The 24,376-nt window shown below is 36.8% G+C and carries 21 protein-coding genes, 1 other RNA gene and 1 pseudogene; 20 read left to right on the top strand and 3 right to left on the bottom strand.

The genetic code is table 11. The features are described 5' to 3' along the window. Positions 1-55 precede the first annotated feature (55 nt). Both ACFIL7_RS00625 and gshB read right to left on the bottom strand, forming a co-directional pair. A complete protein-coding gene (locus tag ACFIL7_RS00625) occupies positions 56-1,102 on the bottom strand; it encodes a substrate-binding domain-containing protein (protein ID WP_375627631.1) in 1,047 nt (348 codons plus the stop codon). A gap of 133 nt (positions 1,103-1,235) precedes the next feature. Then, entirely contained in the window at positions 1,236-2,183 is a 948-nt protein-coding gene (gene gshB / locus ACFIL7_RS00620; protein WP_375634580.1) for a glutathione synthase, read from the bottom strand. An 87-nt stretch (positions 2,184-2,270) separates the two neighbouring features. On the opposite strand from gshB, the gene ACFIL7_RS00615 reads away from it, so the two are divergent. Beyond that, a complete protein-coding gene (locus tag ACFIL7_RS00615; RefSeq protein WP_375634581.1) occupies positions 2,271-3,065 on the top strand; it encodes a molybdopterin-synthase adenylyltransferase MoeB in 795 nt (264 codons plus the stop codon). A gap of 926 nt (positions 3,066-3,991) precedes the next feature. On the opposite strand, the gene ACFIL7_RS00610 is transcribed toward ACFIL7_RS00615, so the two are convergent. Next, positions 3,992-4,555 (bottom strand): c-type cytochrome, encoded by a 564-nt coding sequence (locus ACFIL7_RS00610; protein ID WP_375634582.1) that lies wholly within the window; start codon positions 4,553-4,555, stop codon positions 3,992-3,994. A gap of 104 nt (positions 4,556-4,659) precedes the next feature. Between ACFIL7_RS00610 and ACFIL7_RS00605 the strand changes: the two genes are divergently transcribed. The 19 genes and pseudogenes from ACFIL7_RS00605 (at position 4,660) to rimP (ending at position 24,343) form a co-directional block, all read left to right on the top strand. Beyond that, a complete protein-coding gene (locus ACFIL7_RS00605; RefSeq protein ID WP_375632301.1) occupies positions 4,660-5,391 on the top strand; it encodes a 3-deoxy-manno-octulosonate cytidylyltransferase in 732 nt (243 codons plus the stop codon). Next, positions 5,388-6,251, top strand: coding sequence for a prephenate dehydratase (locus ACFIL7_RS00600; protein ID WP_375683235.1), 864 nt, complete (start codon positions 5,388-5,390; stop codon positions 6,249-6,251). Before ACFIL7_RS00605 ends, ACFIL7_RS00600 begins: the two co-directional genes overlap by 4 nt. Positions 6,252-6,787: 536 nt before the next feature. After that, a complete protein-coding gene (locus tag ACFIL7_RS00595) occupies positions 6,788-7,195 on the top strand; it encodes a hypothetical protein (RefSeq protein WP_375610537.1) in 408 nt (135 codons plus the stop codon). A 1,579-nt stretch (positions 7,196-8,774) separates the two neighbouring features. Further along, positions 8,775-8,872, top strand: an RNA gene (gene ffs / locus ACFIL7_RS00590) — signal recognition particle sRNA small type. A 223-nt stretch (positions 8,873-9,095) separates the two neighbouring features. Beyond that, entirely contained in the window at positions 9,096-11,036 is a 1,941-nt protein-coding gene (locus ACFIL7_RS00585; protein WP_375634583.1) for a DNA polymerase III subunit gamma/tau, read from the top strand. A 14-nt stretch (positions 11,037-11,050) separates the two neighbouring features. Continuing rightward, positions 11,051-11,374 carry a YbaB/EbfC family nucleoid-associated protein gene (locus tag ACFIL7_RS00580; RefSeq protein ID WP_375606797.1) on the top strand — a complete coding sequence of 108 codons (324 nt, stop codon included), beginning with the start codon at positions 11,051-11,053 and terminating at the stop codon, positions 11,372-11,374. 30 nt (positions 11,375-11,404) lie between these two features. Then, positions 11,405-12,009, top strand: a pseudogene (recR, locus tag ACFIL7_RS00575) (recombination mediator RecR). Between the two features lie 69 nt (positions 12,010-12,078). Beyond that, positions 12,079-13,107 (top strand): YeiH family protein, encoded by a 1,029-nt coding sequence (locus ACFIL7_RS00570; protein ID WP_375633991.1) that lies wholly within the window; start codon positions 12,079-12,081, stop codon positions 13,105-13,107. Between the two features lie 735 nt (positions 13,108-13,842). Then, positions 13,843-14,529: a tRNA (adenosine(37)-N6)-threonylcarbamoyltransferase complex dimerization subunit type 1 TsaB gene (gene tsaB, locus ACFIL7_RS00565; RefSeq protein WP_375634584.1), complete on the top strand. Its 687-nt coding sequence runs from the start codon at positions 13,843-13,845 to the stop codon at positions 14,527-14,529. Further along, positions 14,529-15,020 carry a ribosomal protein S18-alanine N-acetyltransferase gene (gene rimI / locus ACFIL7_RS00560; protein ID WP_375633989.1) on the top strand — a complete coding sequence of 164 codons (492 nt, stop codon included), beginning with the start codon at positions 14,529-14,531 and terminating at the stop codon, positions 15,018-15,020. Before tsaB ends, rimI begins: the two co-directional genes overlap by 1 nt. Before the next feature lie 31 nt (positions 15,021-15,051). After that, positions 15,052-16,428: a tRNA (N6-isopentenyl adenosine(37)-C2)-methylthiotransferase MiaB gene (gene miaB / locus ACFIL7_RS00555; RefSeq protein ID WP_375633987.1), complete on the top strand. Its 1,377-nt coding sequence runs from the start codon at positions 15,052-15,054 to the stop codon at positions 16,426-16,428. Between the two features lie 159 nt (positions 16,429-16,587). Further along, entirely contained in the window at positions 16,588-17,712 is a 1,125-nt protein-coding gene (locus tag ACFIL7_RS00550) for a PhoH family protein (RefSeq protein ID WP_375634606.1), read from the top strand. Continuing rightward, positions 17,709-18,176, top strand: a complete 468-nt coding sequence (ybeY, locus tag ACFIL7_RS00545) for an rRNA maturation RNase YbeY (protein WP_375633985.1) — start codon at positions 17,709-17,711, stop codon at positions 18,174-18,176. Before ACFIL7_RS00550 ends, ybeY begins: the two co-directional genes overlap by 4 nt. 107 nt (positions 18,177-18,283) lie before the next feature. Then, positions 18,284-19,309, top strand: coding sequence for a hemolysin family protein (locus ACFIL7_RS00540; protein ID WP_375634586.1), 1,026 nt, complete (start codon positions 18,284-18,286; stop codon positions 19,307-19,309). Beyond that, on the top strand, positions 19,272-20,906 hold the full coding sequence (gene lnt / locus ACFIL7_RS00535; RefSeq protein WP_375634587.1) for an apolipoprotein N-acyltransferase: 1,635 nt from the start codon (positions 19,272-19,274) through the stop codon (positions 20,904-20,906). The genes ACFIL7_RS00540 and lnt overlap by 38 nt, the downstream gene beginning before the upstream one ends. A gap of 148 nt (positions 20,907-21,054) precedes the next feature. Then, a complete protein-coding gene (locus ACFIL7_RS00530) occupies positions 21,055-21,468 on the top strand; it encodes a helix-turn-helix domain-containing protein (protein ID WP_375633981.1) in 414 nt (137 codons plus the stop codon). A 130-nt stretch (positions 21,469-21,598) separates the two neighbouring features. Next, the gene (gene metK / locus ACFIL7_RS00525) at positions 21,599-22,867 is read left to right on the top strand and encodes a methionine adenosyltransferase (protein WP_375633979.1); all 1,269 of its coding nucleotides are present in this window, start codon (positions 21,599-21,601) and stop codon (positions 22,865-22,867) included. Continuing rightward, positions 22,864-23,565 carry a tRNA (guanine(46)-N(7))-methyltransferase TrmB gene (locus ACFIL7_RS00520; RefSeq protein ID WP_375634588.1) on the top strand — a complete coding sequence of 234 codons (702 nt, stop codon included), beginning with the start codon at positions 22,864-22,866 and terminating at the stop codon, positions 23,563-23,565. Before metK ends, ACFIL7_RS00520 begins: the two co-directional genes overlap by 4 nt. A gap of 127 nt (positions 23,566-23,692) precedes the next feature. After that, positions 23,693-24,343, top strand: coding sequence for a ribosome maturation factor RimP (gene rimP, locus ACFIL7_RS00515; RefSeq protein WP_375611870.1), 651 nt, complete (start codon positions 23,693-23,695; stop codon positions 24,341-24,343). Positions 24,344-24,376 lie beyond the last annotated feature (33 nt).

The raw sequence follows: 24,376 nt of genomic DNA, 5'->3' as shown, positions 1-24,376 counted from the left end.
AAAAAATAGCACCCAAATTTCCTATCTCAGAAATCCAACAAATTTTCCCTGCAAATTATTTCAATGTCATTACTCGACCAGCAGAAAAATCAGAACGCTGTGCTTGACGTTCCTTTTCAGGAGAAACAATCAAACCATATTCAGCCAAAGGACCCTCTGGACCAATCATTTGATCAGAAAGAAAAAAATCAACATACTCTCGCAAACCTGAAATAATACCTAAATGTGCTTTCTTAATATAGAAAAAAAGCGGACGAGAAACTGGATATTGTCCACTAGAAATCGTCTCAACTGTTGGCGCAAAACCGTTAATATCGGCAACCTTTAGCCTATCAGCATTATTTTGATAAAACGACAAACCAAAAATACCAACCCCTGTTTTATTAGAAGTTAGACGCGCAAATGTTTCAGAATAATCACCATCAATATCAACCGCTTTTCCATCCTTACGTACCGCAATACAAGCAGTGTGTATCTCCTTATCATCCATTCCTAAAGACTTCATCACCTCAACTGCCCCACTCTCTTTACACCCCTTAGTAAGTAATTTTTCCTCAAAAACTTCACGTGTCCCATGCTTCTCTCCAGGAATATACGCTGCTATCGTCCAATCAGGAAGAGCACTATTAACTGCACTCCATTTCAAAACATTATTCGGTTGCAACTTTCCGTCTATAATAATTCGAGCAGCAAGGGCTTTATAAACATCTACTGGCTGTAATTTCCAATCAGGCCCCTTAATATCAGTTGCAAAAACAATGCCATCATACCCAATACGTATTTCCTCAACATCTTTTACACCAGCATCAAAACAAGACTGTAATTCACTCGGTTTCATTGCTCGCGAAGCATTAACAATATCAACAGTGTTCTCCCCAATACCACGGCAGAATTCCTTAATACCAGCTCCTGTTCCTCCCGATTCGATAACAGGAACCTTAAAATGGGGATAAATTTCTCCAAATGTTTCAGCAACAATCTTTTGATAAGGTAAAACTGTAGATGAACCAGTAATCTGTATTTGATCGCGCGCATTGCCTCCATTTGCTGACAGCAGTAGCGCAAAAATCAATCCCACTCCAATTGATAATACTTTGTTCATCTATAAACTCCCTAAAAATTGAAAACAAAGCCTCTTAATTTATATCATACGGTCATTCTAGTTCACATTTGCAACATAACAAATATAAAAAACAACATGGATCATTTTTTTAAAACCATGTTTTTGTCCTCTGTCAAATAAATTCATTTGAACGCTTGAACTCAATAACATCCCAAAACAAATGAGCAACATCTATACCGCAGAAGCGTTTAATTTCACGAATTCCCGTAGGAGACGTCACATTAATTTCTGTTATATAATCTCCAATCACATCAATCCCCACAAAAAGAAGACCGCGTTCCTTTAAGGCTGGACCAATGCGTTCACAAATTTCATAATCACGTTTTGTTAACTCCACATTTTCCGCGCGACCTCCAACATGCATATTAGAGCGCACATCTGTTTCTGTCGGAATTCGATTAATAGCTCCAACAGGTGTACCATCAAGCAAAATAATCCTTTTATCTCCTTTTCGTACTGCCTCTAAATAGCGCTGAACAATAAAAGGTTCGTGATAAATTTCTGCAAATATTTCCAACAATGATGCTAAATTGCGATCATCTTGTTTTAAATAAAAAATACCAGCGCCCCCATTTCCATAAAGTGGTTTAACAATAATATCGCCAAATGTCTCTCTAAAAGCTGTTATTTCTTCAATATCTTTGGTAATTAATGTTTCTGGCATCAGATCAGAAAATTCAGTAACAAAAATTTTTTCTGGACTGTTGCGTACCCATGCCGGATCATTCACAACGAGTGTTTTAGGATGAATACGTTCTAACAAATGAGTTGTTGTGATATAATTGAGATTAAAAGGTGGATCTTGGCGTAAAAGAACCACATCCATGTCTGTTAATTCCGTACGAACAGGCTTTTCTAATCGATAGTGGCTTCCCTCTTTATCATGTACAATCAATGGCTCTAGTCGTGCAATCACACAACCATCGTATAGAGATAAACGATCTGGTGTATAATGGAAGAGAGAATGTCCACGTTCTTGGGCTGCTAAAGCGAGTGCAAATGTCGTATCTCCTTGAATCCGAACTGTTGAAATATGATCCATCTGAATGGCAATTTTCATAAATAAATCCTCTCTATCCTAAAAGCAGACTGGTCTATGCATCATAAACTTAGTAAACAATAAAAGAACTATGACAAGAGAAAATTTATGACACAAGAAACAGATATAAAATTAAACAACAAAGAAATCGAACGCTATGCACGCCACATCATTTTGCCTGAAATTGGTGGTGCAGGGCAACAAAAGCTAAAAAAAGCACGTGTTCTTGTTGTAGGCGCTGGTGGTCTTGGTGCTCCTGTCTTAACCTATTTGGCTGCCGCAGGTGTTGGAACTCTTGGAATTGTCGATAACGACATCGTTTCACTTTCCAATTTACAACGCCAAGTTATTCATAAAACAAATGCAATCAAAAAAAGTAAAACAGACAGTGCTGAAACCACTATAAAAGCAATAAATCCCCATGTTATAGTTGAAAAACACACCCTACGCTTAGACAAAAGTAATGTGGATAAACTGCTCAATGCTTACCACATCATTGTTGATGGAAGTGATAATTTTACGACACGCTATCTTCTTGCTGATCACGCTGCCCAATGTAAAAAACCTTTAATAAGTGGTGCTGTAGAACGTTTTAATGGCTCATTAACCGTCCTTATGCCATATAAAGACAATAATCCTCACTATCGCGATTTATTCCCCACCTCTCCAGCTCACGGGACTATCCCAACATGCGCTGAAACTGGAATCATCGGTGTTTTACCTGGCGTTATTGGGACCCTACAAGCAATGGAAGTTATTAAAATGATCACAAACATCGGAGAGCCATTAGTAGGAAAGATTCTTCTCTATAATGGATTATTAGCGCAATTTAATATTATTACTTATAAACGCTCAAATTATAAAGAAAATACCATAGTTATTAAGAAGCTTGGAGAATCATGATTATGTCCTCTCTTCCACTAATTTTTAGCACTCTCGCAATATGTATTGAAATACTAATTAATTTTATCGCAAGTCATCGAAACATTGTAACCAATGAAACCTATTAAATTTATCACAAATATGGCAAACCTTTTGTGAAAAAATAATTCTCTATAATGGATTATCAGCATAATTTCATGTCATCGTCTATAAATGGACAGAGACTCGTGGGAACGCAGCTGCTATCAGTATTCTTGTGTAAAAAATTTTCGACGTAGATAAAAATACAATCAGCAGAACTCTATTCAACTATTTTACTATTCACACATAAAAATTGTTTCACATGAAAGTGCTTACTTCAAACCATAACCTATAAATAAATAATTTAAGTCATATTTTAGTGATCGATACTATAAAAGGTCAATGATCTGTCCGTACATCTCTAACCTCAAGAGAAAACGTCTATTCATCGAGCATCATAAAATGCAGCTTAGGATTATTGCACGTATAAGAACAATCAATTGTCTCTGTTCATAAGAAAAATACATGGGACTTGATGTAAAAGTACATAGGGATTGATGTGTATAGAAGGATTGAGATAAACCTCATGGAGAGCTTTAATTACATAATTATTGCATTCAGAAGCAGAAAGCTGCGGCTCATGAATTGATAATCCTTCAGCAATAATTTCACAGACAAGTATATGTAGAAAAAGTGAAGCACACAAATCTTGAAAACCAATCCACAGACGACAGCGTAAAGAGTGCATTTTTATAAAAGATCTCTTTAAAATAAGCGAGTAAATATGCAATGTTAAATATGTTCTGTTTTGCGTGAGGGGCGTTCCCCCCTAACAAAACATCAATAAGAGCTCTTTTTATAAAACTGTGAAACTAAAATTACAAAAAAATCAGACTTCTTTCTAAAATTAACATCTATGGTATAAGTTAATTTGGCTCGTTCGCTTTATTATTATCCATTGGTAAAGGAACAGGATGATCGGATAAACTGCGTAAATAAAGCAAGAGATCGGCACGATCTTGGTCATTTTTAATTCCACGAAAAGACATAATGGTCCCAGGAAAAGCTTCACGTGGAGAATGTAAATAACGATCTAACGTTACAAAATCCCATTTTTGATCAGAATGAGCACGTAATGCCCGTGAATAAGCAAAACCTGCTGCTGATGCCAAAGGGCGGTTAACAATCTCCCAGAGAACTGGACCAACACGCCCTGCTTCATTGCGTCCAGATGTGTGGCATATGGCACATTGGCGAAAAACTTTACGGCCATTTTCAAAATTGCCTTGTTGAAGGCGGCTATTTAGTGATAGGGAAACATCAGGTGCTTTTTGTTTTTCTTGAAATATATCATTCTTGGCAACTGTATGATGATATTGGACTGATGTAGGATGATCATAAACTATATTGCTGAGTGTGGAAATCCCCACAATAGCGACCAGCACACATAAACAAGCACAAATAAAATAAATAAATCTCGAGCGATTCATAAAAACTCAAATGTTCACGGTTTTATTACCATTTTTAGTTTAAGCTTTTTCTTTATAACACACAATATCATAAATGCATCACAGATGACATTGGGAATCTTACAATGGCTCTTGAACCAATTATTCTTATTCCTGCCCGTATGGGCTCAACCCGTCTTCCTCAAAAAGCTCTCGCTGAAATTGGCGGAAAACCGATGATTGTTCATGTCGTAGAACAAGCCAAAAAAGCTGGAATAGGACGTACAATCGTTGCAACAGATCATAATGATATCGCTAAAGCTGTTGCAGATTATGGGCATGAATATATCATAACACGAGGTGATCATAAGTCTGGATCTGATCGTATTTATGAAGCTTTAGTGCGTATTGATCCTGAACAACGCTACAACGCCATTTTAAATATACAAGGTGACTTACCAACAATCATGCCTCGTGAAATCATTCGTGCGCTACGCCCTCTAGAAAATAGCTTTACTGATATTGCAACCTTGGGTGCCAAAATCATTGAAGAAAATGAAACAAGAGATCCCAATGTTGTCAAAATCATTGGTACACCGCTTTCTCAAAATCGCCTTCGTGCTCTTTATTTTACGCGCGCCAAAGCACCTTATGGAGAGGGTCCTCTTTATCACCATATTGGAATATACGCCTATAGGCGCGAAGCACTTGAGAAATTTGTATCATTCAAACCCTCACCACTTGAGAAACGTGAAAAACTTGAACAATTACGTGCATTAGAAAACAATATGCGTATCGATGTGGAAATAGTCGATACAATTCCCTTAGGTGTAGACACACAACATGATCTCGATAGAGTTTGTGAGATTTTAGCATGAAAATACTTAAAAAAACCAATAAAATTTCTTTCCAAGGAGAATACGGCGCTAATTCCCATATTGCTTGCTCCAATATGTTCCCCAATATGGATGCTGTTCCCTCTGCTACTTTCGAAGACGCCCTTAATTTAGTGGAAAGCGGGAAAGCTGATCTTGCTATGATCCCTATTGAAAATACCCTTGCGGGACGCGTTGCAGACATTCATCATCTTTTACCACAGTCATCTCTTTATATTATTGATGAATATTTTTTACCTATCCATTTTCAACTCATGGTTTTGCCCGGCGTTACACATGACGAAATTAAAACCATCCACAGCCATACGCATGCCCTTGCACAATGCCGAAAAATCATACGAAACAACGGTTGGAAACCTGTTGTTTCTGCTGACACCGCTGGAGCTGCAAAATTTATTAAAAAAAATGCTAAACGTTCACAGGCTGCCTTAGCACCTTTAATTGCAGCAGAACTCTATGGACTTGATATTCTTGAAAGAGATGTTGAAGATAACCCTCATAATATTACCCGTTTTGTCATCCTTTCACGCTCCAAACGGCATGTCCCCAAACCTCAAAATGGCGAAAAAATCATCACCAGTCTTCTTTTTCGAGTGCGCAATGTCCCCGCAGCTCTCTATAAAGCTATGGGAGGATTTGCAACGAATGGTATCAATATGACAAAATTAGAAAGCTATCAAATTGGTGGAAATTTCAATGCAACACAATTCTTTGTTGATATTGAAGGACATCCTGAAGACCCGATGATGAAACTTGCCTTAGAAGAATTATCTTTCTTTTCTGCAGAACTGCGTATTATCGGTACTTATCCAGCACAAAACGATCGAACATCGTATATATAAAAGCAATTAAGCTGCTATCATTTTTTGTTGATATCAAAAAGCATCGTAAAAATTTCATAATGCAACGCATTTTGAAAGGGCTGTTTTTTCTACTCAACACCCTTCATAAACACTGAAGAAGAAAAAACAGCTCGTAATAGAATATATAAATTATTTTCATAATATTTTCTCACAAATTATATCATGATAAACCGCAATTCAACTCGTATAAAAACCAGTGTAAAAAAACACAGTAACCAAAAATAAAAACGCTTGTACCATCTATTTCCCTTTATATATTTAAAGAGAGCCTCTTGAGAAAAGTCATTTCCTCTGACAATATTCCAATAAAGATAACGAACTTCTAAATTAGCTCTCAAAACAATTCAAATTATTATACATAATAGAGTATTCGAATCTTTTAGATTAATATCATTCTAAACATGGTTTAAAACTAGAAAATGCAACTTAGCCCTGATTTTAGCGTTAAGTTTGAACTTGTATCTTTATAAAAACTGATTTATGATTCACCTCACTTTAGAAAAAAGGAGAGGATAATGAAAAAAATCTTCACGCGAGGATTATTAGCCGCAAATATTCTCGCCTACTCTAGTGTTGCATTTGCTGGCTTTGGTGAAAAAAAATGGAATTTTGCGCGGGATGAAAGTGTTGTGATCACACCATCCTATACATTCCAGCAAGGAGTTGAATACTCTTGTAATACCTTTAAACCGAAGAAAGTATCCTTTACTTTATCATACTCTGCCCCTTCTGATTTAAACAAATTGAGAATTTTTGTTGATGATGAAAAGAAAATAACCCATGATAAAGAAAAGAAAATCTTTACCCTAAAAAATATAAAATCTCTTCATATAAGTTTTCCTTGGTCAGGACATTATATTTTTAAAAATATTACGAACAAAAAAGTTGTTGGAACAGATTGTGACACAGGAGGTTATGATTAACAATATTTCTATAACATCTAAATTTGAGTAGAGTTATTCTTTTTTCAGGTATTTTTTTCAAAATAGGGCATAATGAGCCATTAAAACTAATCGCTGAAAAGGTTATTTTTATCCTAATATGGCAACCCTTAAGCTGCTTATAAGGTTAGATATTAAAGAACTTTTGCGAAAACTAAATGACTAAAATTAAATTGTTCTGTATTTTCTACTATCAGAGCTATTTTTTTAATAAGAATATAACTTCTATCTTTGCAACTGCTTTATTTTAAGTACTATAAAGCACATCGTACCCAAATCACTTAGATAAACAGAAAAGTAAAATTTGCTCTACAGATGCATTCCTCGCTGCATTTTAAATCATACTCATTCAGCTTTTTATAAAAATTTATCTCGCTTTTCCCTCCTTATTAAAGGATATAATTATTTGAAACTATAAAATGTCGCTTATATCGAATAAGAACCATTTTTATGCTTATAAAATCAGTACCCCCTTATTTCTATAGCGTTTAATGTTGCATCTTCTCTTGCATAAGTACAGTCTCTTAAAAATATATGAAACCTTTTCTCAATAATAAAAATTCATATATTGATCCATCTTGTGATAAACATCAATGTTTTTTAATTAAAAGAACAAGTACGCAAAAAAAGAGCGATAACATCTACTCAGTATTTATATACGTTAAAAGAAAAAATATTACATATTTGATATTCTCATTCACTATAGAAATGAGGTGGTTCTCTTATAAGATATTTAATATATTGACTTATCATTATAAGAGTTCGATTTTTTATACTGAATTACAACCACAAATAAAGTAAGATCTCCCATCTTAAATCTCATATTGAATCAATTAAAATCGTTTCCTTGAAAGTTACAAATGGGAGTGATGTGTGAGTAAAAACGATTAAAAAAGGAATAAAAATGCTTCTTATAAAGCCTCTCAAGTGCAAGGGATCGCAACATTGGGAGTTGTTAAGTAGTATGAGGGCTAAAATTTATACTTTTATTAAGCATAAAAAAGATAGTGCACAATGGACTTATATCTCAAGGAGAGTATGTATACTATTTACGAGTAGAGTTTGAAATATAGTTAAGAGTATTGAGCAATCGCTCTTTAAAAAGCCTGTGAATGTACAACATTAAATGTATTATGTTTGGGATGTTTTGTATAGAGGAGCAACACCATTAAAGCAATATTTTATAATTATTTAAATAGCACTCTTCCCCCTAACTTTCGAATGTTAGCCAATTACATGATCTATATACTTTATTTGCCTTTTTTATCGTTGCAAATTTTTAATCATTCAATTTCGTAGTTTTAGAACAGGCGTATCTATCCTAAAACTCTTATATGTTTCAGCGAATGAGAATAATTATACATTCAGACGATCTTAAGCGAAAAGATATTTTCATACCAAATAAATATGAAGAGCTACTGCTATAAAAACTGGTAAATCCACAATCTCTTTGTTGTTTATATGTCAATAAATTAAACGCAAAGGAAAATTCTTCATCGTTCTTAGGATATTTTTCGTTTCTGAGCTTGATTTTTCATTCCAAATCGACAATATGAGTTTGGGAGGTTGGTGGTGGACGAACTACTCGCCAACTGGGTCAGGTCTGGAAAGAAGCAGCCCCAACGAGTTCTGGTACGGGTCATCGTTCCAACCTCCTATTTTGCTGAAGAAATTATTTTTTATGCTGTCTTTTAGCGAGGTATTTTTAATCTTCAGAGCGGCATTTGTATGCAGCAAATAAAGGGATTTTGTTGTTTTTAAACAAATTGTCCCATAAATAATTTGATTAAGAAAAAATCCTTTTATATGAGACTACAGTATTGATCTATGCTTTTGTATTATCAAAATGTACGCATAAAGAACTTCGAAGTTGGAAATATTCATGGAAAATTTACCGGTAGAAACAGCCTATCGTGTTCTTGCTCGTAAATATCGGCCCCAAAACTTCTCTGACCTCATTGGTCAGGAAGCTATGGTGCGTACTCTCACCAACGCCTTTGAAAAAGGTCGTATTGCACAAGCGTGGATGTTAACAGGGATTCGTGGCGTAGGTAAAACCACAACAGCACGTATTTTGGCACGTGCGCTTAATTATAAAACAAAAGATATTGACCAACCAACAACTGTATTGGACTCTCTTGGTGAACATTGCACACAAATTATCGAAGGGCGCCATATTGATGTTATAGAAATGGATGCCGCTTCTCATACGGGCATTGATGATATTCGTGAAATTATTGAACAAATACGCTATCGTCCTGTTTCTGCACGCTATAAAGTTTACATTATCGATGAAGTACATATGCTCTCAACACAAGCCTTTAATGGTTTATTGAAAACTCTTGAAGAACCACCTTCCCATGTGAAATTTATTTTTGCCACAACAGAAATTCGCAAAGTTCCTATTACAATTCTTTCGCGTTGCCAACGTTTTGATTTGCGACGTATTGAATCAAAAGCTTTGAGTGCACATTTGCGCCAAATTGCGAAATATGAAAAGGTAGAAGTAGAAGATCAAGCGCTCTCTATGATTGCCCGTGCTGCAGAAGGATCTGCACGTGATGCATTATCCATTTTTGATCAAGCAATCGCCCATAGCAATGGCAATGTTAATGCTATTGCGGTGCGTACAATGTTAGGATTAGCGGATCAAGCACGTATTATTGATCTTTTTGAATTTATCATGAAGGGCGATGTTGTCAATGCGTTACATGAATTACGCAGTCAATATGAAGCAGGTGCTGATCCTCTTACTATATTGACAGAACTAGCCGATTTTAATCATCTGGTCACACGTTTACGTTTTACACCAGAAATAGTGGAAGATTTCTCTCTGACTGAAGAACAACGTTTAAGAAGTTTAGACTTTTCAAAAAAACTTTCCGTTCCTATTTTATCCCGAAACTGGCAAATGTTACTCAAAGGTTTACAGGAAGTTCATCAAACTGCACGTCCTCTTCAAGCCGCTGAAATGCTTTTAATTCGTCTTGCTCACACGGCTGACTTACCAACTCTTGATGAGGCTTTAAAAAAGCTTACGCAAGAAAAAACGCCTCTCACACTGGTTAAAAATTCTTCTCATCAAGAATCTACAAATGCAAATAATATAACAAAAGAAACAATGGTCGGAGCCCATGCTTCCTCGAGCGTTTCAAATATATTAGCCGATCAATCAGATTTAAAAAGCTCTTTGAAAAACCAATTAGATCATTCCTTACAACCAGAAAATTTAGTTAAAAATCAAAACCATGACAAAATCAACGCCCAAGAAGTAACAGAAATTCTAGAAACTTCTCAATCTACTGATTTTTCTGAAAAGATTGCAAATTTATCGCATTCTGTCACGCAAACAACAGAAAAGATTACTGAACCTAAAACTCTCGTGATTAATTCTTTGCACGATATTGTTCAATTAGCCGAACAGCATAATGACGTTCCTTTCAAACTCCTTGTTAAAGAATTTGTTCATCCTGTTTCTTTTGAAGCTGGGCATATTACCTTGAGACTTTCTGAAAATACCCCACAATTTCTTGCTCATGATATAGAAAAAAAGATATCTCAATGGACTGAAAAACGCTGGACAATAACTTTTGTTAATGAAGGAGGTGGCCCAACCTTACAGGAGGAAAGTATAGCGATTCAAAAGACTCTTTTTTCCAATGCAGAAACAGATCCTGATATCGCGAAAATCCTCAATCATTTCCCAGAAGCAAAAATTGTCGATATTCGACTCAATAAAGAAGAAAATGATCTTGATTTACTCCCCAATACCTTTAAAAATGCTGATATTTTTAAAAATAAAAATGATATCAATGATGAATAAGGATACCTATTCCTATGCGTGAAATGATGAGCATGATGAAAAAAGCCAAAGAAATGCAAGAAAAAATGCAGAAGATTCAGGAGGAAATAGCTAATCTGCAAGCTGTGGGCACTGCAGGGGGTGGTCTCGTCAATATCACTTTAAATGGCAAAAATATTATAACAGCAATTCAAATTGATCCTTCATTACTCAAACCTGAGGAAGCTGAAATTCTTGAAGATCTCATTATGGCGGCTTATAATGAAGCAAGAACAAAAATCGAAGTCGCAATAGAAGAAAAAACCAAAAGTATGACCGCAGGGCTACCACTCCCATCAGGTTTCAAGCTTCCATTTTAATGAAGCGGATTTTTTCCGTGGGACAAAAATATGTCTAAATACATTGCAGGACCTGAAATTGAACGTCTCATTCAGATTTTATCACGGTTACCAGGTCTTGGTCCACGTTCAGCACGTCGTGCTGCGCTTCATCTTATCAAAAAAAAGAGACATTGCTGGAGCCTTTGGGAGCGGCTATACAAGCAGCTATAGAAAAAGTCGGCATTTGTTCTGTTTGTGGAAATGTCGATACCATTGATCCTTGTTCAATTTGCACAGATTTACGCCGCGATGATACAACAATCATTGTTGTTGAGGATATTGCTGATCTGTGGGCTCTTGAGCGCGCAAAAACTTTAGCCGCACGTTACCATGTGTTGGGTGGACGACTCTCCCCCTTAGATGGAATAGGCCCTGATGAACTCAATATTGCCACCTTAATACAACGTGTTGTACAAAACCCTATTACGGAGATTATTCTTGCTGTCAATGCGACTGTCGAAGGTCAAACAACTGCTCACTATATCACCGATCAGCTTTCCAATTTTCCAGTTAAAATTACGCGACTTGCTCATGGTGTCCCTGTAGGAGGCGAGCTTGATTATCTTGATGACGGAACTTTAGCAGCAGCTGTACAAGCAAGAACAAATCTTTAAAAATTTCTTTCTCTTACCTGTTATTTCGTTTTATTTACTATTATTTCTTTGTATGGGGAAAATATTCAAGTGATAAAGAAAAAACTCTCACTTTTAAACGACTTTGGTCCTGGTATTCTAGTATGTTTACTCATATCAGCCTTAGCTTATGGCTTAGAAGTCGTAGAAAAACAGCTTTTTGGACAAGCTTGGCTTGAAAGCATTGTTTTGGCAATTCTTTTAGGATCGATTATCCGTAGTTGTTTTCCTTTGCCAACATATTTTCAAAAAGGTATCACCTTTTGTGCAAAAACACTTCTCGAAATTGCTATCGTTCTTCTAGGAGCAAGCATTAGCATTAACGCAGTCCTTTCAGCTGGCTGGAATTTGCTTGCTAGTATCATATTCGTGATATTCGTAACGATTATCCTGAGCTTTGCCATCGGCCGACTTTTCGGGCTTTCTACACATTTAGCAATGCTGGTCGCTTGTGGGAATGCTATTTGTGGCAATTCAGCTATTGTCGCCGTTGCACCTGTCATAAAAGCAAAACATGACGATGTAGCCGCGTCAATTGCCTTCACTGCTCTTTTAGGAATTCTTATTATTTTATTTCTACCCTTTTTACATCCGTCTCTGAATTTGTCATTTAGCCAATATGGTGTGCTTGCTGGCATGGTTGTTTATGCTGTACCACAGGTTTTAGCAGCAACAGCATCTGTCTCTTTTCTGAGTGTTCAAATTGCAACAATTGTCAAATTAGTACGGGTTCTCATGTTAGGCCCTGTTATTTTTACTCTATCAATCATTTATCGCCGATCAGCACAAACACGCTTGCGTTTACATACCCTCGTCCCATGGTTTATCATTGGCTTTATTATCATGATGCTTGTTCGCTCAAGTGGTCTTATCCCTGAAAAGGCTATCAATCCCATCAAATTTATTGCCCAGTTGTTTACTGTTATCTCAATGGCTGCACTAGGATTAGGTGTTGATATCCGATCACTAAAAAAAGCAGGATGGCGCGTCATTTTGGCTTCAACCTGCTCCATAATTATTCTCGGTATTTGTAGCCTTATCATGATACAATTAAATGATTTAAATCATATAACATTTTAAATGTGTATTGATTATTATTTTTTCAACGTAGTATGCAATCAACCCAAAGTCCTCATTATTATTAAAATCAGTTCTTTCATAAACCAGAAAAAGTTCTAAAATACTGCTCATTATTCTATACAAAAAATTGAAAGAGCTGATATTTAAGTGAAAACTGTCAAATTTGCTTTTCAGTCCATAATGATTTGCAACAGGGTAGTATCGAAATACGTAACTCATGCAAAACAATGCCATTTCTTTCATCTGCTCTCATTACGCTGAGGTTTTTATATAAAGACGGATAGAATATATTCTTATTTGGAAAAAATGTGGGGTCATAACTTTTCCTCTTTTAAATTACTTTTACTTACTATGTAATACAAGTGGCATCATCGTACTATTTGATAGCTTAAAAGTTGTGACAATCCTTACATTTAAACGATTCGTGAAAGGAGTTTTTATTCTTTTCTTCAACAGTTTTGATTCATACGCTAACTCCGCTTGTAATATACAAGCTAATAACTTTAATTGTTTCACCATAAGTAGATTTAAAATAAGAGAATCTTATAATACTCAAGATACTCATTCAAAAAGTGATAAAAATAAGGATTAAATCAACATCTCGTTCTACCCCATAAAAAGATATTGTTGCTTATTGGCACTAGTAACTTTCTTACAAATGAAATATACGATAATGAAAATATTAAAAATACAGCAGGACTTTTATTTATCGTTTTATTCAACTAAAATATTTTTATGCTTATCCTTGCTATAGATACTGCTTCAATTTATTGTGCTGTTGCGCTTATTCGTCATAAATCTGTTATTGCGCGTATCAATGAGCGCATGAACAAAGGACATGCTGAAAAACTTATTGGGCAGATTACACAAATAATGACACAAGCCAATATGACGCTTGATCAAGTTGAGCGTATTGCTGTCAATATTGGACCTGGGTCATTTACTGGTGTACGTGTCGGTGTTGCAACAGCGCGCGCTTTGGCATTAGCACTTGAAATACCAGCTATTGGTGTGAGTGCTCTTGAAGCGTTAGCAGCACAAGTCATAAACAGTAAAAGTACAGCATCGGCAATTACTGTTGTCATTGAAGCAGGGAGAGGAATGTTCTACCATCAAAATTTTCATAATGATCTCACACCTTTGGGAGAGCCGGCATTAAAAACAATTGAAAATATCCTCGAAGATTTGCCAAAAAAAACCCGACTGACTGGCCCAGCTGCTGATGTCGTTGTGGAGCATGTTAAAAACCATAAAATATACGAAAAAATTGTCCTAGAAAAAATCCCCTGCGAAGCGGCCGATATTGTAAACTATGCTTATCTTGCTGCAAACAAACAATCAAAAAATTCACCTCGCCCACTCTATCTACGCAGCGCTGATGCAAAACAACAAACCAATTTTGCTTTACCACAAAAAAAATAATGCCCAAATTTTCATTGACAAAAAAGAATTTTGGAATTGCTCCGCTACAAGTTAATGATAGTGCTTCTCTTCATCAAATTCATCAGCATTGTTTTACCCCTTCTTGGGAAAAACAAGCTTTTGATAATTTCTTAACAGATCACTCTATCTTCGGACACAAAGTTTTTCTCATTGATCGCTCTGATCAAATTTTAGGCTTTTGCCTATGCCGTCTCATCCTTGATGAAGCAGAAATCATCACAATTGCTGTTCATCCTCATTATCGTCAACAAGGAATTGGTACCTTTCTTATCGAAAGCACAGTTCACCATCTTCACGACAAGGGCGCCATAAAATTATTCTTGGAAGTAGAAGCCACAAATCTTTCTGCTTTGAACCTTTATCAACGCTTTGAATTTCAAAAAATTTCTGAACGTCTTGCCTACTACGCGTCAAAAAATGGTCGTGGTGATGCAATTATCATGCAAAAAACTTTTAAGCAAATAGATTGAGATTTGTGTAAAAAACATTTACACATGCGCTATGAATAAAGTAAATCCTAAAAATACGCCTCCTGTTGCTCCTAAAAAGGTTTTTATCAAAACCTATGGATGTCAAATGAACGTTTATGATAGCCAACGGATGACTGATAGTCTCAGTTCGCAAGGCTATGTGACAACACAAATTCCCAATGATGCCGATCTTATTCTTGTTAATACCTGTCATATTCGTGAAAAAGCAGCAGAAAAACTTTATTCTGATCTCGGTCGTTTGCGCGTTATGCGTCAAGAGCGCACACCTGATAAACCCCTTATGGTTGGTGTAACAGGTTGTGTTGCACAAGCTGAGGGAAGTGAAATCTTGCGCCGTGCTCCAACAGTGGATCTTGTTATTGGTCCGCAAATGTATCATCGCTTGCCAGAATTGTTAGAAAAAGCCAAACAAGGGAAAAAAATTATCGAAACAGACTATGCTGTTGAAGATAAATTTGCTCATTTGCCGCCCCATAATAAACATGCAGTAAGAAAACGAGGTGTTAGCGCATTTTTAACAGTGCAGGAAGGTTGCGATAAATTTTGCACTTTTTGTGTTGTTCCGTACACACGCGGTGCTGAAATATCACGATCCGTTGAACAAATTACTGAAGAGGCCCTTCAACTCATCGAAGCGGGTGTCAAAGAAATTACGCTGCTTGGACAAAATGTCAATGGTTGGCATGGACAAAGTGCTGATGGCAAAACTTGGCGTCTTGGCGATCTTCTTTATCATCTCGCAAAACTCGATGGTTTAAAGCGTTTGCGTTACACAACCAGCCACCCACGTGATATGGATGATAGCCTTATTGCCGCGCATCGAGATCTTGATATGTTAATGCCTTACCTCCATCTTCCTGTTCAATCAGGTTCAGATCGCATCTTAAAAGCCATGAACCGACAACACAAAAGCTCTCATTATCTTCATCTTATCGAAAAAATTCGAACCGTACGGCCAGATATTGCCTTTTCAGGCGATTTTATTGTAGGGTTTCCAGGAGAAACAGATGAAGACTTTGAAGAAACCATTAAACTTATTCAACAAGTACAGTACAGTTCAGCTTATTCTTTTAAATATTCCCCCCGTCCTGGAACAGTGGGAGCCACAATGAAAAATCATGTTGATGAATCTGTAAAAGATGCCCGACTTCAACATTTACAAATCCTTCTCCTTGAGCAACAAAATGCATTTTTGCGTTCTAAAATTGGTCAAAAAACGAACGTTCTCATCGAAAAAACTGGACGTCACTCAGGACAAATGGTAGGGCGTTCCCCTTGGCTTTTACCTGTTGTCGTCGATACAGAAGCCTCTACAGGTAGCGTGATAGAAATTCATATTAAAAATGCAAGCTCAAACAGTTTTGTTGGTGAAGTGACAAATAGATAGACATGCCTCTAACACCTTGTTCACAATAAATATTTTGGAAAACTCTTTTATTTTAAAAGAAAATGATTACATCTAAAGCGTGCACTTTTTGTAAAAAATTGTCTTTTATAAAGTTTACTTAAAAAAATGTGCAATATTTATGTAGATATGGAGAATAGGCTGAAAGCTTCAACCGAAAAAATAAAGCGTATTAAAGAAAAAGTAAATACGTCCCTTGAAAAGGCTGATACCTTGAAACAAACAAGCGCTTCAGATCTGAGCCAAGTTGTTTTGATTTTCGAAAATAATCAATATGCAAAAGCAGTTTTTGGTAAATTTGACGAAAATCTCGCTTATATCGAAAAAAAACTCGAACTTAGTATTCATCCGCGTGGTAATGAAGTCTTAATCCGTGGAAATATTTCCGTTATAAAACGTGCGCAATATGTATTGCAGCAGCTTTATGAACGTGCCAAAACACATCAAGAGCTCACTTTATCAGATATAAAAGGAGCGATTGCTATGGCAAATATACCAAAGAAGCAGAAAGAAGACACAATAACACACAAATCTGCAACGAAACGTATACCAGCACGGTTGAGTACCCATAAAAAAATAATTCATGCAAGAACTCCAACACAAGACGCTTACATAAGTGCTATGGAGCATACTGAACTTGTGTTTGGTGTAGGACCAGCAGGAACAGGAAAAACGTATCTTGCTGTTGCTCATGCTGCAATGCTTCTAGAACGTGGTATCATTGAACGAATTATTCTCTCACGTCCGGCTGTTGAAGCTGGAGAACGTCTTGGTTTTCTTCCCGGTGATCTCAAAGAAAAAGTCGACCCATATTTACGACCACTTTATGATGCTCTTTATGATATGATGCCCGCTGAAAAAATAGAACGCATTTTAGCTTCTGGTGTCATAGAAATTGCTCCTCTCGCCTTTATGCGCGGACGAACACTTGCCCATGCTGCTGTTATTCTTGATGAGGCACAAAATACTACGCCCATGCAAATGAAGATGTTCCTCACACGTCTTGGAGAAGGAACGCGTATGATCGTTACCGGTGACGTAAGCCAAATTGATTTGCCTACAGGGCAAAAATCAGGTCTCATTGAAGCAGTTCGCATTCTTTCAAATATAGAAAATATTGCAATTGTGCATTTTGATGAAAAAGATGTTGTACGCCATCCACTTGTTGCTGCTATCGTTCGTGCTTATGATCGTGATTCCGAAATACAAAATAAAAAAAAATCATTCACACGCGATGCATTAAAAAATGAATTTGATTCATCATGATTATTATTGATATAATGATTAAAAGCGCAGGGTGGAATGATGAGAAAATGCTTTATAATATCACTGAAAAAGCATTAATGACAGCTATGCATCATGTTTCATTGGAAAATGTTGTAAGCGAGATTAGCCTGCTTTTTACGGATGATGAACATATGGCACAAATCAATGCACAATGGCGCAACAAAAACAAATCTACTAATGTACTATCCTTTCCTGCTTTTCCACTTAAAGCTGGAAATCGACCTGGTCCCATGCTCGGTGATATTATTATTGCCCGAGAAACTGTTGTTTTCGAAGCAGAGAAAGAAGGAAAAACATTTCAAGACCATTTAACACATATGATTGTTCATGGTATCTTGCATCTGCTTGGTTATGACCATGAAACTGATGATGAAGCATATAAAATGGAAAAGCTCGAAAGGGAAATTCTTCAAAAGCTTTCCATAAAAGATCCTTACGCATAATTGTCTATCAATGATAAAATTTAACTTTTAAAATCAATATTACCAGCATACCATTTAAAGCCTCTTATTTATCTGTTATAAAAGAAAGTCTAGAAGATTTCAAAACCATGGCAAACAAAATAAATGCACAAAATAATAATCAAGCATCTTCTAATAATGAAAAAGACCCCTCTCAGCAAACGAATCATACAGAAAAATATTCCCTGATGAATCATTTGTTTTCATTCTTACGGGGTCGAAATTGTGCATCTACGTCACTGCGCGATGATCTTACCGTTGCACTCACGACTAACAATGAAAAAGATACCGCCCTCTTCTCACCTGAAGAACGTACTATGCTGCATAACATTTTACGCTTACGTGAAGCACGCGTGGATGATGTTATGATACCTCGTTCTGAAATCGAAGCATTAGAAATAAACACCTCTCTTGGAGAAACCCTTAAATGTTTTGCAAAAATTGGTCATTCTCGTATCCCCGTTTATGCTGAAACTTTAGATGATCCGCGCGGCATGATCCATATCCGCGATATTCTTAACTACATCACTCGCTTTATTATCAATCCAACAAAAACCGAACAAAAATCCGATTTTCTTCAATTAAACCATACAGACTTGCATACTCCAATTGGTGAATTGGATTTGATCCGAACAGTTCTCTTTGTTCCCAGTTCTATGCTTGCAAGCAAATTATTAACACGGATGCAAACTACACGAACTCAAATGGCTTTAGTTATTGATGAACATGGAGGAACAGATGGTCTCGTTTCAATGGAAGATATTGTTGAGTTAGTCGTTGGAGATATCGAAGATGAACATGATAATGTCGACAATGCTATCGTACGTGAACCAAATAATAAATGGCTCGTTGATGCAAGAACTGAACTAGAAGATGTGGAGAAAGCTCTTGGTCCTGATTTTATCGTAGGAGAATATGGTGATGAAGTTGATACTATTGGTGGTTTGATCGTCTCAATTCTTGATCGCATTCCTGCCAAAGGTGAAATTGTCGAAGCTGTACCTGGCTATAGATTTCGTATTTTAGAAGCTGATAAACGCCGGATCAAACGGTTGCGCATTTTTCGCATTCCCAAAAATGAGAATCTTGAGAACAATGCCATCCCTAAAGAATAGTCCAGCGTTTTTAAACAATTTCATCGTTTTTTTATTCTCTGTTACAGGCTGGAAGCGCCAAGCATGGATATTTCTGTGTGGTGCTCTTACTTCTTTTGCACTTCCACCCTTTTATTTAACACCTCTTTGCTTTCTAACTTTCCCTCTCTTTATTGTTTTACTTGACTCAATACAGTCCACCAAAAACAATAAAAAACATTTTTTTACTTACGCTTTAAGCTGTGGAACCTTTGGTTTTAGTTATTTTATTTGCGGCCTTTGGTGGCTATGCAATGCTTTGTTAACAGATCCAGATTCTTTTGGTTGGGCCGTCCCATTAGCCATTTTAGTCCCTCCACTCTACCTTTCTTTTTATTGGTTTTTTTCTGGTTTCATTGTCGGTTTATTATGGACAAAAGGAATAGCACGCTTTTTTGTTTTAGCCTTTGCATTAGGATTATCCGAGTGGTTGCGTGCGTTTTTATTCACAGGATTTCCATGGAATTCTCTTGGCTATACAGCCATGCCAACCCCAGTGTTCATGCAATCTGATGCAATCGTAGGACTTTACGGAATGAATATTCTTGCTGTCTTAGCCTACAGTTTGCCAACTGTTTTATTAACGGATGAAAAAAAGAAAGTGGCACTTTCTCTTTGCTTATCACTTATATTAATTCACTGTGGTTTTGGGTTTTATCGTCTTCATACTATAGAAAACACAGCTGAAGATCAAAAAAGTGCTTATTGGGTGCGCATTGTTCAACCGTCCATCCAACAAAATATAAAATTGCGTGATAATACACGAGAATCTATGTTGGAAGCGCATATGAAGCTAAGTGCAACGCCAACAACCGATCAAAATTCAGAACCCGATTTTATCGTATGGTCTGAAGCTTCCGTTCCTTACCTTCTCTATGATAACTCATCTACCACAATGCGCATTGCCTCTCTTTTAAAACCTAAACAATGGGCTATCGTTGGAGCAATACGCGCCAGCAATGATCTACCTCATTCCCAAACACAATATTTTAATACAATTGCAGTCATTAATGCTCAAGGTAATATTTTAAATACTTCCGATAAACTTCATTTGGTTCCTTTTGGTGAGTATCTTCCTTATCAGAATTTATTGAAAAAAATTGGATTGCGTACCCTTGCCGATAATATTGGTGGATATAGTGCTGCAAGTGTGCGCAAAATTGTTACAATGCCAAACGGATTTTCTTATCTACCCTTGATTTGTTATGAAGCAATATTTCCCCATGAAATGACTTTTAAAGGCTCCCCGCCTCAAGCAATTATTAATATTACAAATGATGCATGGTTTGGTGTAACACCTGGACCCTATCAACATCTTCAACAAGCACAGCTTCGTGCCGTTGAACTGGGAATCCCCCTCATACGGGCAGCCAATAATGGCATATCAGCTGTTATTGATTCTTATGGACGAATCGTTGTAGCTCTTCGACAAAATGCTGTGGGCATTATTGATTCACGAGTTCCATCATCCATTACCCCTATAGGAAGCAATGAATACAGAACTTTCTCTACTTTTATCTTATTCATCCTTATGCTATTGTGTCGTATTGGTTTTGGTTTTACAAAACAGCTTAAATGATTCAAGTGCCCTTTGTACGGTATTATGTTGCGTGTACCAGTAATATTGGGAAAAAATATTACATATTGTTTTAATTATATGATAAATCAACTGCGCATAAATATGATGTTGGTTTAGAAGAAAAATGCTGGAAATAAAGAGTTGCATTATGACCGAAACTAAAAAAAAACCTGACCCTATAGATATCTATGTTGGAACTCGTATCCGTTTACGTCGTAATATTTTAGGACTCACTCAAGAGAAACTAGGTGAAAAATTAGGAATTACTTTTCAGCAAATCCAAAAATATGAAAAAGGAACAAACCGTATTGGTGCCAGCCGTCTTCAAGCGATAGCGGAAATTATGGATGTTCCTGTTTCTTACTTTTTTGATAAAGGTATTACCTCCCAACAAGTAGAGGGTTTTGCTGAAAGTGAACACAATTTTATAGACTTTTGTTCTAGCAGCGAAGGGATTCAACTCATGCGCGCTTTTACAAATATATCTGATGCTAAAGTGCGTCGAAAAATTATTGACTTGGCAAAAGCACTTTCTGAGGAAGATTTGACAAATAAGTTATAAATTAAAATTATATCTTTTCTCTTTTATTCATATACATTTGCATTGACTATTTGCTGTAGAATTAGCAAATGGTGACGACTTTAGTAAGCAATTGATTAAATCGTTGGTTTTCTTTTTTGAAGGAGTTCCTATGCCGCATCAAGATTATCTTTTTACGAGCGAATCGGTATCGGAAGGACATCCTGATAAAATTTGTGATCGTATTTCCGATGAAATCGTTGATATGATCTATAAAGAAGCTGAAAAGACTGGTACTGATCCATGGTTAGTACGCGTTGCCTGTGAAACTCTCGTCAGTGTCAACCGTGTTGTTATCGCTGGTGAAGTACGTGTTCCCGATACGCTATTAAAAAAAGATAAAAATAAAGAATTCATCTATGATGAAACTAGCTTTCCACTCATTAATCCCACACGTTTTCGTACAGCAGCCCGCCGTGCTATTCGTACCATTGGCTATGAACAAACAGGCTTCCATTGGAAAACTGTTAAAATTGATGTTCTTTTGCGCCCACAATCAGCTGATATAGCAAGAGGGGTTGATAATGCTACGGATCGGCATGGTGAAGAAGGAGCAGGTGATCAAGGTATCATGTTTGGATATGCTTGCCGTGAAACACCTGATCTCATGCCTGCGCCAATTTATTATGCGCATAAAATTCTCAAACTTCTTGCCGCAGCTCGTCATAAAGGAGAGGGAGAAACTGGAAAATTAGGACCAGATGCTAAAAGCCAAATAACCATACGTTATAAAAATGGAAAACCGATAGAGGTCACATCCATTGTTCTTTCAACGCAGCACCTTGATGAAAGCTGGGATTCCAATAAAGTACGTACAGTGGTTGAACCTTACATTCGCCAAGCTTTACATGACATTCCCATTGCAGCTCAATGCAGTTGGTATATTAACCCAACAGGAAAATTTGTCATTGGAGGACCTCAAAGCGATGCCGGATTAACGGGACGCAAAATTATTGTGGATACTTACGGAGGTGCAGCACCCCATGGAGGCGGTGCTTTTTCAGGAAAAGATACAACAAAAGTTGATCGTTCTGCTGCCTATGCGGCACGCTATCTGGCTAAGAATATTGTTGCTGCTGATTTAGCAGAGAGATGCACCATTCAACTCTCCTATGCAATTGGTATTGCACAACCTTTATCTATTTATCTTAATCTTCATGGAACAGGAAAAGTCGATGAAAAAGTTATTGAAGAAGCCATCCGCAAAATAATGGACCTTTCACCTACCGGCATTCGAAAACATCTTGACCTCAATAAACCTATTTATGCGAAAACAGCTGCCTATGGTCACTTTGGTCGTAAACCAAAACACGATGGTTCGTTTTCATGGGAAAAAACTGATCTCGTGAAAACGCTTCAAACAATGATCCAAATCCCATGATTAAACATAATATACGTAAGAGTGAAGCATTTTTTGGACGCCGACAAGGAAAACAACTTCGAAACAGTCAGCTTACACGTATACAAATGCTTCTCCCCAATTTGAATATTGATTTAAATGTCCCTCCTCCCTTAAACCTTACATCCTTATTTTCAAGCAAAGTAAGAGAAATTCGACTTGAAATCGGTTTTGGTGGAGGTGAACATTTACTTCATGAAATGGAATATTTTCCAAAAACCGGTTTTATCGGCGTCGAGCCCTTTATCAATGGCATGGCAAAAATATTATCGTCTCTTGAACAGCATCAAAACCATCAAAATCGTCTTCGCCTCTATAATGATGATGCTACACGCCTTCTTGATTGGCTCCCTGATAACTCGCTTGATGGAATAGACCTCTTCTATCCTGATCCTTGGCCGAAAAAGAAACACTGGAAACGACGCTTCATCAACATAAAAAATCTTAACCGTTTTGCTCGTGTTCTTAAAATAGGGAAGTTTTTGCGCTTTGCTAGCGATATAGACAGTTATGTAAACTGGACTTTGTACCATTGTGCACAACATGATCACTTTGAATGGAAAGCAGAAAGCCCTCAAGACTGGAAACTCCCTTATCCACTATGGAGCGGAACCCGCTATGAAGCAAAAGCTTTACGCGAAGGACGAACGCCTGCCTATCTTACCTTTATCAAGAAATAAATGATCAAGCGCTTTTCTCATAAACAACTTGAAAAATTTTGAATTTAAGAGTATCAATAGTTAAATTCTTGGTCTTATGATGAAGAGTGGGCCGTTGGACCCGCTCTTTTTTAATATCATAAAACTGATGAAACCAACTTGGATAAAATGTATGAACGAAGCTGAAAAAATAAGCAATCTTGACGAACCGCGCCTGTTTGAAGAAGATGGTATCGAAGCACAGGTTGCTGCTCTTGTCATACCACTACTTAAACCTTTAGGTTTTCGTTTGGTTCGTGTGAAACTTCTTGGTCAAAATGGTTTAACACTTCAAATTATGGTTGAACGTGCCGATGGTTCTATGACCATAGAAGATTGTGAAACTGTTAGTCGAACAGTTTCTCCCCTCCTTGATGTACAAAATGTTATTGAACGCAAATATCATTTAGAAATCTCATCACCTGGAATTGATCGTCCATTGGTAAGAAAATCTGATTTTTTTCATTGGCAAGGGCATCTTGCAAAAATTGAAACCAAAATAACAATTGATGGGCGCCGAAAATTTCGTGGGACACTTACAAATATCACGCAAGATGGATTTATTTTAAACACTGATAAAGCTGCTTATGGAGAAGCCATGTATACCCCTATTTCCTTTTGTGATATCATAAATGCGCATTTAGTGCTTACCGATGAGCTTATTCGCGATGCATTGAAACAAAATAAAGATTTAAGTCAACAATTCATTGCCGAAGAGAACGCTAACGACTCTATACAGACGCTCAATTTCAAAAAATAATATCACTGGGAAATACCCATCGTGTGGCACAAA

This window comes from Bartonella sp. AP3QHHD (assembly GCF_042195765.1).
Classification (GTDB): domain Bacteria; phylum Pseudomonadota; class Alphaproteobacteria; order Rhizobiales; family Rhizobiaceae; genus Bartonella.
This window is presented reverse-complemented; position numbering and strand designations above follow the sequence as displayed.